Origin of the sequence: Lactobacillus kalixensis DSM 16043 (genome assembly GCF_001434335.1) — a bacterium.
Taxonomy (GTDB): Bacteria; Bacillota; Bacilli; order Lactobacillales; family Lactobacillaceae; genus Lactobacillus; species Lactobacillus kalixensis.
Genome location: NZ_AZFM01000033.1, coordinates 1 through 18610 on the forward strand (window position 1 = coordinate 1; position 18610 = coordinate 18610).

Genomic DNA, 18610 nt, shown 5'->3' on the forward strand with positions numbered 1-18610 from the left:
TATATGACAGAAAACGGAGCTAAGATAGGTACCTTATTTTTAGACGCTTACAAAATAAATGCCTTTTAGTTCTTGTACTTATCGTCAAGTTCGCTTGCAGCAGCCTTGTCAACAATTACAGTTACATCAGGGTGCTTTTGCAAAATAGTTGCAGGAACTTCTTCAGTAATGTTTCCTTCGATCATTTCCTTGATAGCATGTGCCTTCTTTTCGCCAAATGCCATCAAAACGATCTTCTTAGATTCCATAATGTTAGCAGTACCCATGCAGATTGCACTCTTTGGTACTTCATCTTCGTTATCAAAGAAGCGTGAGTTAGCCTTAATAGTGTTTTCAGTTAACTTAACTTCGTGAGTACCAATGTCAAATGGGGTACCTGGTTCGTTGAAGGCGATGTGACCGTTGCGGCCGATACCTAATAATTGAATGTCGATAGGATTTTCCTTAATGATTTGGTCGTATTCTTTACAAGTGGCAGGAATATCCTTAGCCATCCCATCTGGAACATAGCTCTTCTTGAATGGCTTCTTATCGAATAAGTGCTTTTGCATGAAGTAGTGGTAGCTTTGAGGATTGTCAGGTGTTAGACCAACATATTCGTCTAAGTTAATGCTAGTTAATTCATTGCAATTAAGATCGCTCTTAACCCAGTTTTGATAAAGTGTTACTGGAGTAGAACCAGTAGCTAAGCCTAATACTTTAGCACCATTCTTAATACCTTTTTCAAAAATTTCAAAAGCCTTAGCGCCGCCTTGAATGTCGTTTTCTGTAACAATAACTTTAAACATAATTACGTCCTCCCTTACTGGTCTAGCCCATTATAAAATGGTCTATGCCATTTTGTCAATCAAAATGTAGTAGAATTTAAATGAGGTGAAAAATGATGCAATTAGTGGGTTTAGGCATGGGCACCTGGAATATTGGTGAAGATCCCAAGAAGAAAAAAAGCGAGATCGCAGCTTTGCGTTATGGCTTAGATAACGGCGTGAAGATTATTGATACTGCCGAGATGTACGGTGAAGGAAAAAGTGAAAAGTTAGTTGGCGAAGCAATCAAGGGTTACGATCGCAGCCAGATGTACATTATTTCTAAATTTTATCCTTATCATGCAACGCCCGAACTGGAGCGTAAGAGTCTGGAAGCAAGCTTAGAAAGACTGGGCACGGATTATATAGATCTCTATTTGCTTCATTGGCGTGGTGCGCACCGCTTATCTGACACAATTCGCGGTTTGCAAGAATTGCAAGAAGAAGGTTTAATCCGTAACTGGGGCGTTTCTAACTTTGACACTGCTGATATGCAGGAATTATTCAGTGTACCGGGAGGTAGGGACTGCTTTGCTAACGAGGATTTGTATAATCTTGATAAGCGCGGAGTGGAATATGATTTACTTCCTTGGCAAGAAGAGAATAAGGTGAATTTCATTGGTTATTCGCCATTTAATTCTGGCTCCGGTGATACGATTCGCGTAACGCAGAATTTGAAAATGGTGGCGCGCAATCATCATGTAACGCCGCACCAGATCATGCTGGCTTGGACAATGAGAAGCGGCAGAATCTTGACTATTCCTAAAGCTGGGAATATTAAACATATGCAGGAAAATATCGAAGCGCAGGATATTAAGTTAACGGAAGACGATTTATGTTTAATCAACAGTGACTTCCCAGTGCCAACTGAGAAGCAGCCATTAGCGGTAATTTAGACAGCAAAAAAAGAGAATCGTCGATTCTCTTTTTTATATTATTCACTTCTTAAAGCAATTGCGGCATCCTTCTTAGCTGCCATTCTTGCTGGTAAGTGTCCTCCCAGAAGGGTTAAGACAGTTGAAATAATAATCAAAATCAAGGCATGTACCGGGTTAAGCTGAGCTACATTAGAAAGGTCAGTTAAGCGGTAAATAATACTGTTGATTGGGAAAGTTAAGAAGTAGCCAATCGCTACACCAAGAAGCCCTGAGAAGACACCCAAGATGAAAGTTTCCGCATCAAAGACGCGAGTGATGTCTTTCTTACGTGCACCTAAAGCTTTCAAGACACCGATTTCTTTAGTTCTTTCAAGAACAGAAGTGTAAGTTAAGATGCCAATCATAATCATGGAAGTAATTAATGAAATTGCGGCAAAGGCAATCAAGATGATTGTTACACCATTTAACAAGCCGCCAGTCATGGTTGTAACGGCGCTGGACATATCAGTGTAGATAATTTTGTCTTTCTTACTTTTACCTTTGTTCCATTTATCTAAGTAGTTTAAGACTTTGTCTTTTGAATCAAAGTCGTTAGGGTAGATCATGATACCAGTAGGGATGCTTGAGCCGCCTAATGTTTGCATTATTTGCTTCTTTTCAGTCTTGTTAAGGCGTTGTCCAGTCAAGACGCTAGTATTAGATTTTCTTTGTGCTTTTACAATTGCAGAATTTTTGTTTTCGTTAATAATTTGTTGAGTTAAGCGGTCACTATAAGCAATTCCAGTTGCAAGTAGTTGCATGGAGTCTTCACTCTTAGGGCGAATTACTGCCGTTATGCGTAATTTTTTACCCGAATTGTACATGCTCTTATTTGCCTTCTGTGGAACGAACATGCCCGTAGGCAATTCTTGATAATAATCGTTATTGCTTACAATTGAGAAGGTCTTACCGACTAACTTGTTAAGGTTAATCTTCTCACCGTTTTTGACATCAATTCCTAAGTTCTTCAATGAATTGATGTTAACCGTATTATTGTTATCTGCTACTAAAACTAAGTCGGTCGCTTTACTTGACCAAGTTCCCGCTAAAATATGGTAATTGTCTTTCAAGAATGAATGCTTATTTTTGTTTAACGCCGTAGGGAAAACGCTAGAGCCAATTCCCATTGAAGACATTGCCTGACTACGCATTTGTGCAACAGATTGACCAGCATTTGGATCACTATTTGAGAATTGCACTCTTGAGATTTTGCCATTGTTATTGCTGAGCAAGTTCAAATTAGTTGCTCGTTGGTAAGAAATGTTATTGGCATAGTTAGGATTGATCTTCTTCACATAGTTAACATAAGCTTCAGTGATTGTGTTGTTATGGCTAGATTGCTCGCTTTGATCCTGCTTAGCCGTGACATAACCGTTATTCTTAGCAATTTTAGTACTAGTATTTTGCGGTCCCGAAGTTAGATCGGTTGCAGTTGCCGTAATAGCGACAGGATATTGCGCCAAAGCTTTGCTCATTGTGGTGTTGATTTGTTGTTGAAAACCATTAGAGATTGATAAAACAACAGCAATTGAAATGATCCCAATACTGGAAGCAAAGGCGGTAAGGATTGTCCGACCTTTTTTAGTCATAATATTGGTAAAACTAAGCTTGATAGCATTCCAGTATGACATCTTAGTCCGCTTTAGTTCGAAACTGTCTGCCTTTTCTTCACCGTTATAAGGATCAGAATCGCTCAAAATTTTACCGTCTTTAAAATTGACGATGCGGCTAGCATATTTTTTAGCTAATTCAGGGTTATGAGTAACCATAATAACCAAACGATCTTTAGATAAATCTTTGATTAGGTCCATAATTTGAACAGAAGTCTTGGTATCTAAAGCTCCAGTTGGTTCGTCACATAAGAGAATATCAGGATCATTTGCAATAGCACGAGCGATTGCCACACGTTGCATTTGTCCACCAGATAATTGGTTAGGATTCTTATGCATATGGTCTTTTAGCCCCACCTTGATCAGCGCTTGTTCAGCCTTTTCGCGGCGTTCTTTAGCAGAGACACCAGACAGATCCATTCCTAGTTCGACGTTATCCATAATGGATAAGTGCGGAATTAAATTATAGTTTTGAAAGACGAAACCGACAGAGTTGTTGCGGTAAGCGTCCCAGTCAGTTTCTTTGAAGTTCTTAGTAGATTTACCGTTGATGATTAAGTCACCAGAATCATAACGATCAAGTCCACCAATGATGTTAAGCATAGTAGTTTTTCCAGAGCCACTAGGACCAAGAATAGCTACGAATTCTTTATCTCTAAAAGAAATGGAGACATCGTCAAGCGCATGGGTGACGGTATCTCCAACGTGATAGGTTTTTCGTAAGTTTTTTAATTGAAGCATAATTTTCCTCACTATAACGTTAGAAATCTACAAAAGAAAGTATAACATTTAGGAAAAAGTCACTTCAAATGATAGCAGTTAAATGCTGTAGATTATCTGTGGCTAAATAGCACAAAAGTAGCTTGTAATATACAAATAATCCAAATTAAACCAATAACGGCAAAATGACGCTTTTTATGCATTACGAAGACGCCAGCAAATTCTCGGATAACGGCATTCGGTAAGAAGTAAAAGCGAGTGTAGCAACCGATTCCGTTGGCATGTAAACCTGCCATCTTGGCATAAAGAGCAGCTCTAAAAATATGGTAGTTATTGCTGAAGAATCTAGCCTTAAACTTATCTGAACCAAAGTTTTTTGTCGCAATATCCTTAGAATATAGCATGTTTTGGTAAGTGTTTTTGGATCGATCTTCCAGAATAATATCTTCAGGTTTGATTCCGCGAGAGATAGCATAATTGGCCATAGCACGTGCTTCAGGGATTTTCTCATCTGGTCCTTGACCACCAGACATGATAAGTTTTGGCATTTTTCGACCTTTATCAACTTGCTTGTAGGCAAACTGAATGGCGCGGTTGATTCTAGAAGCAAGTAGTGGTGTAACGGTATCGCCGTTGAGCAAGCCGGCGCCCAGAACGATCAAATAATCCTGATTGTAGCGGCGCGGAATGAACTGGTAAAGAACCAGGTTAGCTAGGAAGTTATACATGACGACTATGAGATACAGGCCAGTAAGAGGGGCTGCAGCGAATAAGGTGGTTAACCAATCTGGCATGTGTCTGGTAGAACCAAATACAGAAATAAGCCAAACAAAGATTAAGAAGATACCTAAAATAAGTGTTAAGAGATTAGGAAGGGTATGACTTTCATGTTTCCAAACAAAATAGGCATTCCAGAGGCAAAACGCCCAGGAAAAAGTAACGATAAGAAGTATTAGAAAAATAAAAGTCAGTACTATTAGTCCATAAAACATACTGAGGACGCGTAGATTTGCTGCAAAGGTTAATAAAGTAAACCAGATTGCAAATACAAGTAGGAAAATGGTAAATAGAATACCATTAATTAATCTTCTAGGTTCGATTAACCATGAGAACAAGAAGATTAAAAAACTGATAACTAAAAAGGCCGAAACATACGCGAAGATTTTATTAGGCGTATTTGGCACTAAAATATGTAAAGAATGCGGTAGATTCATGATAAGAATATACTCCCTTTAGGATTTTTCATTGATTTCTATTATAATGTAAGCAATATAAAATTTCCTGGGAAATAAGGTGTTAATGATGAAAAAATTACTCCATTATGGAGCGAATATTGTTGAGATAGCAATTTCTTTATACTTATACAGTATTCTTCAACTGTTTTACTTCTATCCTAAGAGAATTCAACTTCCTGAGAAAAGTGTTGTGATTGCCTTAATTACAGTTATTTTCTTAAGTTTTATGTTTTGGATGTATAAGCATCAATTGAAATACGGGAATGATTGGAACTTTAATCAGGAACCGCACTGGTCGGCGCAACGGTTGGTGATTACCGTTATAGGATTCATTTTGATTACGCTACTAGGAACGGCGATGACAATTATTGTTGGTCACGGGTCGATTTCAACTAATCAAGAAGCACTTGATCAAATTTCTAAGCAAAGCGGCAATATGTTTAAGATCATGGTGGCATTTATTGCGCCGTTTGTTGAAGAAGTTATCTTTAGGGGGATGTTCTTCAATACGTTCTTTACTAAAGAAACGAGAATGAATAAGTGGGTCGGGATTGTTGTGAGCGGTTTTGTTTTTGCTTATATGCATGATCCTCATATTACGCGCTTTATTCTTATATATTGGGTGTTAGGTTGCGTTCTTGCATGGGTATATTTGAGAACGAAGGATTTGCGCTACTCAATGTTAACGCACATCTTGTATAATTCGATTGGCTTGTTTTAGTTTCACGTGGAAAAGTGTTCGTTATGGACGCTTTTTTATTTTTTTGAAATTCAGCTTGCAGATCTGCAATAAAAATCAATCTCATGATAATTATCTAGCATAATAATTACAACAAGTTAATAAATTTGGGCAAAGGAAGATAAATATGAAAAAAATGATGCTAATAATAGGTTTGTTAATTGGAGTAGTAGCGATGATTTTTTATTATGAGTCAAGTAGAGCAACTGAAGATGTGAAGACAGAAACTATCCAAACGCCTTCGTTTAATAAAATAGAGATCGATGTTAGCAATGCGGATATCAAATTAAAAAGCGGCAATAAATATAAAGTGATCTATGAAGGTAAAAAGCAGCTAAAACCAAAGATTAAAGTAGATGATGGCACACTTCACATCGACTCCGCTAATATGTCAGTCAATATTAATGGTAATATTTTTGATCTCTTTAATAATCGGCATGCAATGGTACCGCTAGTTACGATTGTGCTACCAGAAAAGGAATTAAAAGATCTAGATGTTGATAATTCCAACGGTAATTTTACTAGCGATGATGTAATAATTAATAGAGCAAATATTGATCTCTCTAATGGAAACGTTAGGATTAAGCATAGCAACGCACAAGGTTTGGATTTGACAACGTCAAATGGCTATGTTTCGATTAATGGCAAAAAGCAGGGGAGCGACTATAGTGAGAACACTTCTGCTAAAAAATTGATTGAAGTTGATAATTCTAACGGTAATATTGAGATAAATTAACAAAAAAATCGCCCTCAATGAATGAGGACGATTTTTTATTATGCTTGAGTTTGCTTTTTAATGAAGTAATTCAAAATAAATGGTGAAATCACTGTAGTGACAATAATTACCAAGATCAAACTTGAATAAATATCCTCAGGGAAAAGATGGTTAGTGATCCCAATCTGAGCAACAATTAATGCTACTTCACCACGTGAGATCATCCCCGCACCAACAATATTTCCTTCATTTTTAGTGAAACCAAAAACCTCACTAGAGTACTTCCCAGCCCAGAATTTGGATAAAATTGCCAAGATAGTCATCACAACAATAAATCCTGAATCTCTAATTACGCTACTGAAAGTCATTGATAAACCGATGTCAGCGAAGAAGACAGGGATGAAGACTGAGTAACCAATTGCAGAGACTGATGAATTGACTTCTTTATATTGGGGAGTTTGTCTAATTGCTAGACCACCGAAGAAGGCACCTACAACAGCTGACAGACCAACGAAGTCGGCAGCCCAAGCCATTGCTAATGCTAAAACCAACGAGCCAATTACTACAGAATAATTAACGTCCATTTTTTCAGCAGCCTTCATGAAGTATGGAGCAACCCACTTGTAGATCATCCAGACGACGATGAAGTAAACAGCTTCAATTAGTAAGTTAATGAAAAAGTTGTCAGTTAAGCCGCTGCGTCCACCTTCGTGACTGAAGCTGGTGAACAAACTAAGAACAATTACGGCTAAAATATCGTCAACAACGGCAGCGCCTAAAATTGCAGTTCCAGCTCGGGTATTTAACTGGTCTGCTTCCTTAAGCACGACAACCGAAATTGACACACTCGTTGCAGCAAAGACAATCCCGATGAAGAGTGCTTCCAAAAATCCCATCCCGAAGGCCATTGAAGCTAATCCAGTAAAGACAACTGGCAGGACAACTCCGACTGCGGCAACTGTAAAACTTAATTTGAAGTATTTTTTTAATAAGTCCAGATCGCTTTCAAGACCGGCTAGGAACATTAAAAGGATAACTCCGAATTCCGAAAAAAGAGAAATTGTGCTACTAGGATGTACCCAATTCAAGATTGCTGGTCCAAGAATAATTCCTGAAAGCAGTTGCCCGATAACTGCTGGTAAGTTGAAGCGTGCAAACAGTTGTCCTAATAGAACTGTTGCAAGTAAAAATAAAATAAGTTCGCCGATAAACTCCATATTTTTCCTTTCTTTAAAAAACGCGGGAGAAAAGAAAAAACTTCCAAGGCGCTTATTGACCCAAATAAGCAAATCTTGAAAGTTTCAATCTAACCCCAACCACTATATGTATATTTAGTTAGATTTAATATTAGTATTTTTTTAAGTTGAATGCAAATCAAGCTGGAGATTAAAAACTAGTTGATCTTATTTTTATGATCATTAAATATAAAATAAACACCCAACAGAATAAATACAATTGGAATGGCAAGCAAATATTCACTGTTATCATGAGAAAACAAAAATGCATAATCAATCAAAAGCATAATGCCGACAATGATAATTGATATTCCTGAAGCTAAATTATTCTTTTTTGAGATGATAATTACGCTAGCAGTAATTATGAGTAACAGTGTGATTATCAGAAGGAATTGATTCATCTTAGCTTCACCTTTTCTAACTTCGTATCTATTCTTCTAGTCCAAACTGCTTCTTACTTGGTTTAGTCTTAGCAAGCAAGGCCAAGCAAATAGTAATTAAGTCAACAACTTCCTGCAAGATCGCACCTAAGAAGGCAGGGATGATCCCAGTTGCAGCAACAATCTCAAGCAAAATAACAATTGCGATTGCTGCCAAAACATCGATATTGGCAACCTTCATTGTATGTTTACCAATTGCTACAGCATCGTTTACTTTACTAATGTCGTTAACCATAATAACAGCATCAGCACTTTCGCTTGCAGCGGTAGCACCTTTAGCTCCCATAGCAATACCAACGTCAGCTGCAGTTAAACTTGGAGCGTCGTTAACACCATCCCCAGTCATAACAACAGGGCGTAAATCATGAGGCACATTCTTAATAGCAGCGATTTTTTCTTTAGGAAGTAAATCAGCTCGCTCTAACTTCGCTATCGTTAATACCGGCTTCTTGAGCAATTTGTTCAGCCACATTCTTGTGGTCCCCAGTTAACATCATAATTTGCTCAGCACCTTGACGACGTAATTTGGCGATAGTTTCTTTAGTTTCTGGTCGAATTTGATCTTTAAATGTGGCGTAACCAGCAAATTTTCCATCAATGGAGATATAAATAGCAGTAGCGCCTACGTTGATCTTGTCATGCTCTGGCGCTACGAAGCTTAATTTACCAACTTTAACAAGCTTTCCATCGACTAATCCCTCAACACCTTGAGCGGTAATTTCTTTTAAATCAGTAACTGCTTGAATAGCTTCTTTTGGTGTGCTTTCTACTAATGAAGTAGCGATAATATGGCTTGATTGTTGTTCCACACTGGCTGCCAAAGATTGGATTTCCTTTTTGTTAAAGCCTTCAGCAGGTACGATTTCATTAACTTCCAACTTATTTTGAGTTAAAGTACCGGTTTTATCAAATGCAAACGTCTTAGCACGTGATAGCTTTTCTAATGTTGGACCAGACTTAACGATGATGTGGTGGCGTGACATTGAACTCATCCCAGATACCAATGCAACTGGTGCAGCAATTAATAATGGGCAAGGTGAAGCGACTACCATAACTTCCGCAAAGCGTGTGAAGTTCCAGCCACCCATTGCCATTGCGACAAAGCCGATAATTAATGAAACGATAGTGAATGGAACGGCATAACGGTCAGCCATTTTAACGAATTTGGCAGGTTGAGCTTCAGCAGATTTAACCAAAGCAACAATTGACTGATATTCAGAGTCCTTGGCAAGTTTAGTAACTTTCATTTCAACCGCAGTATCACCATTGATTGAACCAGACATTAAGTCATCGCCCGGCTTTCTGTTAACAGGGACTGATTCTCCGGTTAATGATGATTGGTCAAAGCTTGATTCGCCCTTAATAAGTGTACCGTCAACAGGAACTTGACCGGCAGGCTTGATTAAAACCGTGTCACCAACTTGTAAATCATCAACGTTAACTTCTGTCACTTTGCCATCAACTAACTTATTAGCCCGACGTGGATTATTGTTAAGAAGAGAACGTAATTCCTTGTCAGCTTGACTAGTTGCATAATCTTCAAGTGATTCACCACCGGTGAACATTACTAAGATCATCCATGCAGCCCAGTAGTCGCCAATTGCCATTGTTGAAGCGATGGCGATGATGGCTAAGATATCGACACCCCAGCGACCTTTGCGAATGTCGCCGATCATTTCAATTGCCATTGTGATGGCTTGATAGATACCGAAGATATCAATTAAGATTTCTGCGATAGGTAAGTTAGCAATAGTAGGTTTACCACACAGAAAATCTAAAATTACGCCTATAATTCCAAGAAGAATTACAACGTAAAGCTTCCATTGATTTTTAAGCATTTTACTTGCCTCCAGATATATCTAAATAGTCAGTTCTTATTGTATATAAAGTAATTCTAACACTGCTTAGTAAAATGTAAATTATAATGATTCTAAATTAGAAAGCGAACTTTTAGGGGTAAATAAAAAAACAGCAGATAAAAAATCTACTGTTCTTGCTTGATTACTTCATATTCTTTGTCATAAGTGTGCACAACATAATTAAAGGCTTTGATCCATTCACGTCTTGTTAATAACCCTTGAAACACACCGCGTTTATCTACCACTGGTAAGAAGGCGTTATTAATCAATAAGTGCAGCTGTGTTTCTAGCGTTGTTTCAACATAATTGATTTTTTCAAAATCTGTTTGCATAACATCGCGTACTTTTAATTCAGATAAGGGGTCAACCGATATTTCATCAGTCTTAAGCATCTTGTCTGTAATCATTGCTAAACTCAACAATCCAACCACGCGCCGGTCCTTATCTAAGACTGGAATCTTGGAATACTTAACTTTGGTCAAAATTAAGAAAGCATGATAGAGCGGATTATCATCTTGAACGAAGGCAATCCGACTAGCTGGAATTAAGAATGAACCTGATTTTTCTTCAATTAAATGCTTAATAGATGGGGAAAACATGCTCGCTAAACCTCTTTTCTTCTCTTAATCGATTATAACATTTAATACTATCAATAATTATAGGAAGAAAAGGAAAAAGACTCGCATATCGCGAGCCTTATATTTTTCATCTACTTTGGAGGAGTAAGAATGAATGAAATAAAAAAAGTGGGAGTATGTAACAAGTTCTACCGCCTTGCTACGATTTATATAATACGGGGAAAATATGAAGTTAAAGTGTACAAAATCTTATGAAATGGTAAAGAAAATTATGCGATTTCTTTAAATGCAAAAGAAAAGCTCACGCTGATGCGTGAGCCGAAAGGGATAGATATGAAATTGGCGAAGATGCCAATTGTTTTTTACATTTTCATTATTTACTTGGAGGAGTATGAATGAAAAACAAAAAAAGTTGAATGTATCGGACGAAAATTTCTTCTAATTCGTCAATACATTTATACCATAACTCTAAATTGTGAACAAAGTGTGACGAAACGCTTTCAATTATGTTTTTATTGAAAAATTTTTGACAATAAGCGATAAAATGTTAGTCTAACAGAAATGACGAATAAGAAAGGGGCCAAGATTTTGAAAAAAATAGGCAGATGGCTGCTGAAAATGCTAGTGATAATTTTGATTCTAGCAGGAGTTGGGACAGCAGGCTATTTTGGCTATCAATGGTATCAAATTAAGCAATTAAATGATGCAAGACCTAAGGTAGTGACTGCTAAAGACGGAACCAACACCAATGCTGCGTGGTATACTACTTCTTTTTATAATGAGCAACTGCGTCGGAAATATTCCTTCATTAATAAGGTATCAAATTATGTTCCACCAAGAACGTGGGCGGGCAAAGACTTTCCGATTCCAGGATTGATTAAGACCAAGAGCTATAACTTCGAGACCAAAAAATATGATACAGCAACGGCGATGACTCCGCAGGGGATTACAGTTGCTAAGCAGTATATTCTATTGACAGCATATGATGGTGATCACAAACATGCTTCGGTTATCTATGTTCTTAATAAGAATACGGGCAAATATTTAAAAACAATTCAGGTTAATGGTCGTCCGCATTTAGGCGGAATTGCGTATGATCCAGTTAGTGGTAACGTTTGGATTACTGGCTCAATTGGTAAATCATCAGCTCTTATGTCTTTTCCACTAAAAGAAGCGATCTCATATAATGAAAAGTTGCATGCGCCAATCAAGTTTAATCACTCAATTGCTATTCCAACTCTTGAAAAAGCCTCAACTGTTACTTACTATGACAATCAATTGTTCGTTGGCTTCTTCAACATGTATGGTCGCGGCAGAGTTGCCAGCTACACGATTTCCCGCAGCGGCAAGAACAAGAACTCTATTACTAATAATGAAATTAAATCTGTTACCGGGACGGTTTCTTGGTCTGACCCAAGTGGAGTAACTTCAATGAACAAGCAAGTTCAAGGAATTGCGATCTATGATAACAAGATTTTCTTGAGTCAGTCTTATGGTAGCGGTAATTCTAAGCTATACATTTTCCCATCAACTGCACTGGATGCTCTTGATGAAAAAAATGCAGAAAAAGTCATCGATATGCCACCGTATTTAGAACAAATTACTGCTTATCGCGGTCAATTACTCTGCGTGTTTGAATCAGGTTCAAAACTATACGCTAAGCCAGATATCGTGATAATAGATCGAATTCTATCTATAAATATAAATGCTCTTTTCGGAAATTAAAAAATTTTTTGGCAAAAAGTTTAATTTTGTTAAAATATATGTTATGTATCCCTTACAGATAAGTATTTGTAGTAAGATAGGGATTTAGTAAGGGATTAATACCGAGGGAGAATTATGGAAAAAACAAAAAAGATTGAATCTCGCGGCAAACGTATTGGTATGTTTGTTTTGAAGACGATTATTTATTTTGCAATTCTAATGGCCCTGGTTTATTTGTATGAATACAGTGGTTTGAACTCAGTCCACTTTATCTACAATGAATTTTAAGGTAGGTGTCATCAGATGATTAAAGATGTTATTAAGACAATAGACGAGATTGCAGTAAGCGAGCCTGAACGCGAAGTTTACGATTATCTTGGTGAAATTAATACTTATGGTGACTTAAAGCGCCGTTCTGATGCTTGGGCACATAAGTTGAGTAGCATGGATATTCCAGATCATGAACCAATTATGATTTGGGGTGGACAGACCTTTGAAATGATTGCTAGCTTCTTAGGTTGTGTAAAGTCCGGTCATGCTTATATTCCAATTGCCAGTTATTCAAACGCTGAAAGATTGACAATGATTCAAGACGTTTCTAAATCTCAGGTTGTACTTGGCATTGATGAATTACCAGATATTGATTTAACTGGTGTTCAAGTTGTAAAACCTGAAGATGTAGAAGACGGCGACTACTCAATCGATGAAAGCAAGTTTGTAGAAGGTGACGATAATTTCTACATTATCTTTACCTCAGGAACAACTGGTAAGCCAAAGGGTGTACAAATTAGCCATGATAACTTACTCAGCTTTGTAAACTGGGAATTATCAGACTTTGATTTACCAGAACATCCAAGTTTCTTAGCACAAGCCCCATACTCATTTGACTTATCAGTTATGAGTTTGTACCCAGCTTTAACTGCTGCTGGTAAGCTTGTTGTTTTACCACATGATGTAACGCAAAACTTTGGTCAATTATTCCAAACTTTGCCTAAGATGCAATTTAATGTGTGGGTATCAACCCCATCATTTGCACAAATGTGCTTCTTGGATAAGACTTTCGACAGTGACCACCATACAGATTTGAGTCACTTCTTGTTCTGCGGTGAAGAATTACCACACACTGAAGCAGCAATGCTCAGAAAGAAGTTCCCAGATTCACATATTTTCAACACTTATGGTCCAACTGAAACTACAGTTGCCGTTACTCAAGTTGAAATTACTGATGAAATACTTGAAAAATACGATCGTTTGCCAATCGGTCGCGTAAAAGAAGACACTAAGATTACAATCGACACCACTAAGGGTGAAAAGCCAGGTGAAGGTGAAATCATCATTAGTGGTCCTAGCGTTTCTAAAGGCTACATGCATAATCCAGAAAAAACTGAAGCAGCCTTTTATAAGGAAGATGGCAATGAATATGAAAGCTATCGAACTGGAGATGCTGGCTTCTTTGACGGTGATATGCTTTTCTACCGCGGTAGAATCGACTTCCAAATCAAATTTAACGGCTACCGAATCGAACTTGAAGAAATCAATTTCTATTTAACTAAGAATGATTTGGTTCGTTATGGTGTTGCTGCACCTAAATATAATAAGGATCATGCAGTTCAACAGATCGTAGCTGAAATTGAACTTAAAGACGGCGTTAAGCGTAAATATTCTGAAGCTGTGTTAACTAAAATGATTCGTGAAGATTTAGCTAAGAACGTTATGCCTTACATGATTCCACAACGATTCATTTATCGCGATGCCTTACCAATTTCTCAAAATGGTAAAGTAGATATCAAGGCGGTTATTAAGGAGGTTAATAACTAGTGCACTTCGACTTTATTAACCTGCAGCCTTATGCCAACCCTCAATACTTCTTTTATTTGATGGTTGCATTAATTCCAATGATCATTGGTTTGTATTTTGGTAAACGGTTAAAGGTCTATGAAGCAATCTTTTCAATTGTTTTCTTATTCTTGATCTTTGACGGTGATCATTGGCAACAAGGGGTTAACTTATTAATCTACTTAGTATATGAATTTATATTAACTTTTACATACCAGCATTACCGAACTAAAAAAGATAGTAAGAACAAGACTTGGATATTTTATTTAATGGTAATTCTGGCAATTATTCCAGTAGCCGCTGTTAAATATCTGACAGCCTTTCCAATTAAAAGTATGCCGTTTGTAATTGGGTTCTTGGGTATTTCTTATATTACTTTTAAGAATGTTCAAGTTATTATGGAACTGCGGGATGGAGCAATTAAGCAAGTTGATCCGTTGACTTATGCAAGATTCTTGCTCTTCTTCCCAACTATTTCATCAGGTCCTATTGATCGTTACAGACGCTTTAAGAAAGACTTTGATAAAGCACCTAGCCGCGATCAATATATCGATGATTTAGGAACAGCTACTAGATATTTGTTCCAAGGTTTTGCATATAAATTTATTATTGGTTGTTTCTTTGGGACTTATCTATTACCCAAAATCAGTGCTGCTGCACTAGCAACAGGTAATGCAAATGGTGGCTTGAAGTTATCATGGTGGGTAGTAGCCTACATGTACGTTTACAGTATGTATTTGTTCTTTGACTTTGCAGGTTATTCATTATTTGCAGTGTCAATTTCATACTACATGGGTATTCATACCCCAATGAACTTTAACAAGCCATTTATTTCTAAGAACATCAAGGACTTCTGGAACCGTTGGCACATGACCTTGTCATTCTGGTTCAGAGACTACATTTACATGCGCTTCACCTTCTTTGCAATGAAGAAGAAGTTATTCAAGAGTCGAATCAGATTGTCACAAGTTTCATACTTCCTGTTGTTCTTAATCATGGGCTTCTGGCATGGTTTAACTTGGTACTACATTGTCTATGGTATCTACCATGCTACAGCAATCTGTATCAACGACGCTTGGCTTCGATTCAAGCGTAAGCATAAGGATAAGTTGCCATCCAATAAGTTTACTGAATGGTTAGCAATCTTTATTACATTTAATGTTGTATGTTTTAGTTTCTTAATTTTCTCAGGCTTCCTTAGCCAATTATGGTTCGGCTGGCAATAAGAGAGAATTAGGATTTGAGAATTGATTTTTTGAGAGGTAACAATTATGGATACAAAAATTGAAGTTTTAGCAATTTTACAAGATTTAACTGGTGAAGATTTATCAGATCAAATGGATGAAAACATCTTTGACAGTGGCTTGATGGACTCAATGGCAAGTGTACAAATGCTCTTGAGCTTACAAGAAAAATTTGACATTGATGTTCCTGTATCAGAATTCAATCGTTCAGAATGGGATACTCCAGCTAAGATTGTTGCAAAGGTGGAAAGCTTAGAAAATGAGTAATAAACGCCGGCTGTGGCAAATCTTTGGCCCAGTTATTTGCGCTTTCTTGTTACTCCTGATTGTCTTCTTGTTGCCATGGGAAAGAACTTTTTCTAAACAATCTGTTTATGAAGCTGCCAACTCTCAGACTACAACAGTCTTTAAAGGCGTTGGGATGAAGCGAGAAGCTTATAAAAACGGCTATATTCCATTCTATGGTTCAAGTGAATTGTCAAGATTTGATCCACTTCACCCAAGTGTGATTGCAGAAAAATATAACCGTAATTACCGTCCATTTTTATTAGGTGGTCCAGGTAGTCAAAGTTTGGCTCAATATATTGGGATGCAAGGTACCGCTAAACAGTTGGAAAACAAAAAAGCGGTAGTAATTATTTCTCCACAATGGTTCACTAAGCAAGGACAAAATCCGCAAGCGTTCGATCTTTACTATTCACCATTGCAAACAACAATGTTCTTGCTTAATGCTAAGAATAATAAGACTGATCGCTATGCGGCACAAAGAATTGCTTCAATGCCAACTGTTAAGTCAGGAATTATCAAGAACTGCTTAAAAAAGGTTGCTAGAGGCGAAAAGTTGACTGGTTGGGATCGTTTCTTAATTAAGAATCGTCAAAGAATGTTAACTAATGAAGATAATTTCTTCAGTACATTCCAAGTACGCAACCGTGTTGATAAGATTGAACAACGCGCTAAGCTGTTGCCAGATAAGTATTCACAAGCTGCTTTGAAGAAGGTAGCTGATGAACAAGCCGAAATGCATACTAATTCAAACAACTTGGGAATTGATAATACTTTCTATCGTACTCGCTTATCTAAGAAGGTATTGAAAAAACTTAAGGGTAGTCAGAAGCATTTTGATTATGTAAAATCGCCTGAATATGCCGACTTTGAATTGATGCTGAATCAATTTGCTAAGCAACATACTAACGTCTTGTTCATCATTCCACCAATTAACGCCAAGTGGATGAAGTACACTGGTCTATCACAAAAGATGTACCAAGAATCAGTTGCTAAGATTGAAAGACAATTGACTAGCCAAGGCTTTGAAAATATCGCTGACTTGTCTAAAGACGGCGGTAAGAAGTACTTTATGGAAGATACTATTCACCTTGGTTGGAATGGTTGGGTAGCGGTTGACAAGTATGTGAAGAAATTCGCTGCTTTACCAAACAAGCGCTACAATTACGATATGAGTAACTACTATTACTCAAAGTCATGGCAAAACAAGACTGGCGTTAAGCCATTAAACTTATCTAATAAAGATAGTTTAAAAGATCAATAGTGCGACAGGATATTGATCAGTTGCATGTTAAAGGCTCAGTTCTTGTAATCAAAAATGGGAAAACGTTGCTTAAATATGCGACTGCCAATAAGACTGACACTAGCTATTTAATTAATTCCGTTCAGAAGTCAATGACTGCAGCAATGGTGATGCAAGAAGTGCAGAAGAAAAAACTAAAGCTGAGTGATAAACTGAAGAAGTTTTATCCTGATGTTGAAGGTAGTTCTTCTGTGACAATTGCTAACTTACTTGATATGACTTCGGGACTCGATATTGCATCAGGTGAATATTTAGGAACGACGAAGTTTGTTTCTGAGCATGATAATATGCAGAGTAATATCAAGAAGACGGTTTTTGATAAAGCGATGCTGGGCAAATGGCATTATACTTCTTTAAACTATGTTTACTTATGTGGCATTTTATCTAAATTAGAGAACAAGGATTATGAAGAGATCTTCAGAAAGACTTATATTGATAAGTTAAACTTGAAACATACAGAATTCTTGTGGGCTGATAAGAAGAAGTTGCAAGAAAGCCATTGGGTGCCTGGTTATGAGAAGAAAGACGGCAAATATGTGAAAGTTTCATATAAAGATGCTGTTAGGGATGCTCATAATGAGTTGGGTGCCGGCTCAATCGTGATGTCTAATGATGATCTAGCTAAGTCAATTAGATATATTTTGAATGGAAGTATCTTAACTGCCAATAGCAGAAAAATTTTATTCAAGGGTGAAGCTCCGTCATATTATAATGGTGGGCTGTATAATTTGAAGGATTATGAGTCAGCTAATGGTGCTGGAGAAGGGTATTACACCTTTATGCGCAGTACTAGGGATGGTAAGGATATGATTATCATCCAGGCTAACCACACTGCTGAGGGTAAGTTTAGTAAAATTAAGAAAAAAGTAAATCACATCATGTCAATGATGATGCAATTTTAATGAAGAAGGTCTGATTCTGAGAAGAGTCAGGCTTTTTTGTATGGAAAAAAGCACATCATAGAAGATGTGCATTAGAGAACTATTTAACTTTAACTTTAATAATTTAGTACGATTTATTTATCTAAAACAGCTAAGTATTCGTCGATTTCTTCGTTGGATAAAATGTCGCTGTATTCTTGATGCATCCTGGACCTGATCTTTTCATTGCTAATGCCTAAATCTTTAAGCATAACGATAGTACTCTTCAATCTCTTAATGCTGTCTTGCTTGCGACCTTTATTTTCTCCTTCTTGTTCTTTTACCGCAGCCACATCATTAAGCTTATCTTCAAACGTCATCATTTGTTTCACCCTCTCCGGATCTTTAGAAAAATCAATCATCGATTCCTGCAACTGGCTTGCATAGTTGTCTTCATCACTGAGAACGCCAAGTTCCAGGTCGAAAAACTGTTGCATCTCAGGCGTAACATCGCCTTTTGTTCC

The 18610-nt window shown here is 37.3% G+C and carries 17 protein-coding genes, 1 pseudogene and 1 other annotated feature; of the genes and pseudogenes, 10 read left to right on the forward strand and 8 right to left on the reverse strand.

What is annotated here, in order from left to right:
- Positions 1–65: 65 nt before the first annotated feature.
- A complete protein-coding gene (nagB, locus tag FC46_RS08145; protein WP_057799634.1) occupies positions 66–788 on the reverse strand; it encodes a glucosamine-6-phosphate deaminase in 723 nt (240 codons plus the stop codon).
- A 95-nt stretch (positions 789–883) separates the two neighbouring features.
- On the opposite strand from nagB, the gene FC46_RS08150 reads away from it, so the two are divergent.
- Positions 884–1702, forward strand: a complete 819-nt coding sequence (locus FC46_RS08150; RefSeq protein WP_057799669.1) for an aldo/keto reductase — start codon at positions 884–886, stop codon at positions 1700–1702.
- Positions 1703–1740: 38 nt separating this feature from the next.
- Here the strand turns inward: FC46_RS08150 and FC46_RS08155 are convergent, their stop codons facing one another.
- Together FC46_RS08155 and FC46_RS08160 are read right to left on the reverse strand one after the other, a co-directional pair.
- On the reverse strand, positions 1741–4074 hold the full coding sequence (locus FC46_RS08155; RefSeq protein WP_057799635.1) for an ABC transporter ATP-binding protein/permease: 2334 nt from the start codon (positions 4072–4074) through the stop codon (positions 1741–1743).
- A gap of 92 nt (positions 4075–4166) precedes the next feature.
- Positions 4167–5267, reverse strand: a complete 1101-nt coding sequence (locus FC46_RS08160; RefSeq protein ID WP_057799637.1) for a YdcF family protein — start codon at positions 5265–5267, stop codon at positions 4167–4169.
- A gap of 88 nt (positions 5268–5355) precedes the next feature.
- Here FC46_RS08160 and FC46_RS08165 point away from each other — a divergent pair, with 88 nt between their 5' ends.
- Positions 5356–6009 carry a CPBP family intramembrane glutamic endopeptidase gene (locus tag FC46_RS08165; protein WP_057799639.1) on the forward strand — a complete coding sequence of 218 codons (654 nt, stop codon included), beginning with the start codon at positions 5356–5358 and terminating at the stop codon, positions 6007–6009.
- Positions 6010–6154: 145 nt separating this feature from the next.
- The gene (locus FC46_RS08170; RefSeq protein WP_057799641.1) at positions 6155–6763 is read left to right on the forward strand and encodes a DUF4097 family beta strand repeat-containing protein; all 609 of its coding nucleotides are present in this window, start codon (positions 6155–6157) and stop codon (positions 6761–6763) included.
- A 38-nt stretch (positions 6764–6801) separates the two neighbouring features.
- On the opposite strand, the gene FC46_RS08175 is transcribed toward FC46_RS08170, so the two are convergent.
- The 4 genes and pseudogenes from FC46_RS08175 to cbpB form a co-directional block, all read right to left on the reverse strand.
- Entirely contained in the window at positions 6802–7959 is a 1158-nt protein-coding gene (locus tag FC46_RS08175) for a cation:proton antiporter (RefSeq protein WP_057799643.1), read from the reverse strand.
- A 50-nt stretch (positions 7960–8009) separates the two neighbouring features.
- Positions 8010–8060, reverse strand: a sequence feature (sodium ion sensor (DUF1646 type); this cis-regulatory element may regulate processes involved in with the transportation of sodium ions).
- Positions 8061–8135: 75 nt separating this feature from the next.
- A complete protein-coding gene (locus FC46_RS08180) occupies positions 8136–8378 on the reverse strand; it encodes a LiaF transmembrane domain-containing protein (protein ID WP_057799645.1) in 243 nt (80 codons plus the stop codon).
- A 28-nt stretch (positions 8379–8406) separates the two neighbouring features.
- Positions 8407–10255 (reverse strand): annotated as a pseudogene (locus tag FC46_RS08185) (heavy metal translocating P-type ATPase).
- A gap of 146 nt (positions 10256–10401) precedes the next feature.
- The gene (gene cbpB, locus FC46_RS08190) at positions 10402–10875 is read right to left on the reverse strand and encodes a cyclic-di-AMP-binding protein CbpB (protein ID WP_057799647.1); all 474 of its coding nucleotides are present in this window, start codon (positions 10873–10875) and stop codon (positions 10402–10404) included.
- Positions 10876–11442: 567 nt separating this feature from the next.
- On the opposite strand from cbpB, the gene FC46_RS08195 reads away from it, so the two are divergent.
- The 7 genes from FC46_RS08195 (at position 11443) to FC46_RS08225 (ending at position 18128) form a co-directional block, all read left to right on the forward strand.
- The gene (locus tag FC46_RS08195) at positions 11443–12579 is read left to right on the forward strand and encodes a YncE family protein (RefSeq protein ID WP_057799649.1); all 1137 of its coding nucleotides are present in this window, start codon (positions 11443–11445) and stop codon (positions 12577–12579) included.
- Positions 12580–12693: 114 nt separating this feature from the next.
- Positions 12694–12846, forward strand: coding sequence for a teichoic acid D-Ala incorporation-associated protein DltX (locus FC46_RS08200; protein ID WP_057799651.1), 153 nt, complete (start codon positions 12694–12696; stop codon positions 12844–12846).
- Positions 12847–12861: 15 nt separating this feature from the next.
- Positions 12862–14376 (forward strand): D-alanine--poly(phosphoribitol) ligase subunit DltA, encoded by a 1515-nt coding sequence (gene dltA / locus FC46_RS08205; RefSeq protein WP_057799653.1) that lies wholly within the window; start codon positions 12862–12864, stop codon positions 14374–14376.
- Positions 14376–15620: a D-alanyl-lipoteichoic acid biosynthesis protein DltB gene (dltB, locus tag FC46_RS08210; RefSeq protein WP_057799655.1), complete on the forward strand. Its 1245-nt coding sequence runs from the start codon at positions 14376–14378 to the stop codon at positions 15618–15620. The genes dltA and dltB overlap by 1 nt, the downstream gene beginning before the upstream one ends.
- Before the next feature lie 45 nt (positions 15621–15665).
- Positions 15666–15905, forward strand: a complete 240-nt coding sequence (gene dltC, locus FC46_RS08215; protein WP_057799658.1) for a D-alanine--poly(phosphoribitol) ligase subunit DltC — start codon at positions 15666–15668, stop codon at positions 15903–15905.
- On the forward strand, positions 15898–17187 hold the full coding sequence (gene dltD / locus FC46_RS08220; RefSeq protein ID WP_057799660.1) for a D-alanyl-lipoteichoic acid biosynthesis protein DltD: 1290 nt from the start codon (positions 15898–15900) through the stop codon (positions 17185–17187). Before dltC ends, dltD begins: the two co-directional genes overlap by 8 nt.
- The gene (locus tag FC46_RS08225; RefSeq protein WP_057799663.1) at positions 17187–18128 is read left to right on the forward strand and encodes a serine hydrolase domain-containing protein; all 942 of its coding nucleotides are present in this window, start codon (positions 17187–17189) and stop codon (positions 18126–18128) included. Before dltD ends, FC46_RS08225 begins: the two co-directional genes overlap by 1 nt.
- Positions 18129–18241: 113 nt before the next feature.
- Here FC46_RS08225 and FC46_RS08230 read toward each other — a convergent pair.
- Positions 18242–18610 (reverse strand): hypothetical protein (locus tag FC46_RS08230; protein ID WP_236702306.1); only part of this gene is annotated, 369 nt, incomplete at its 5' end.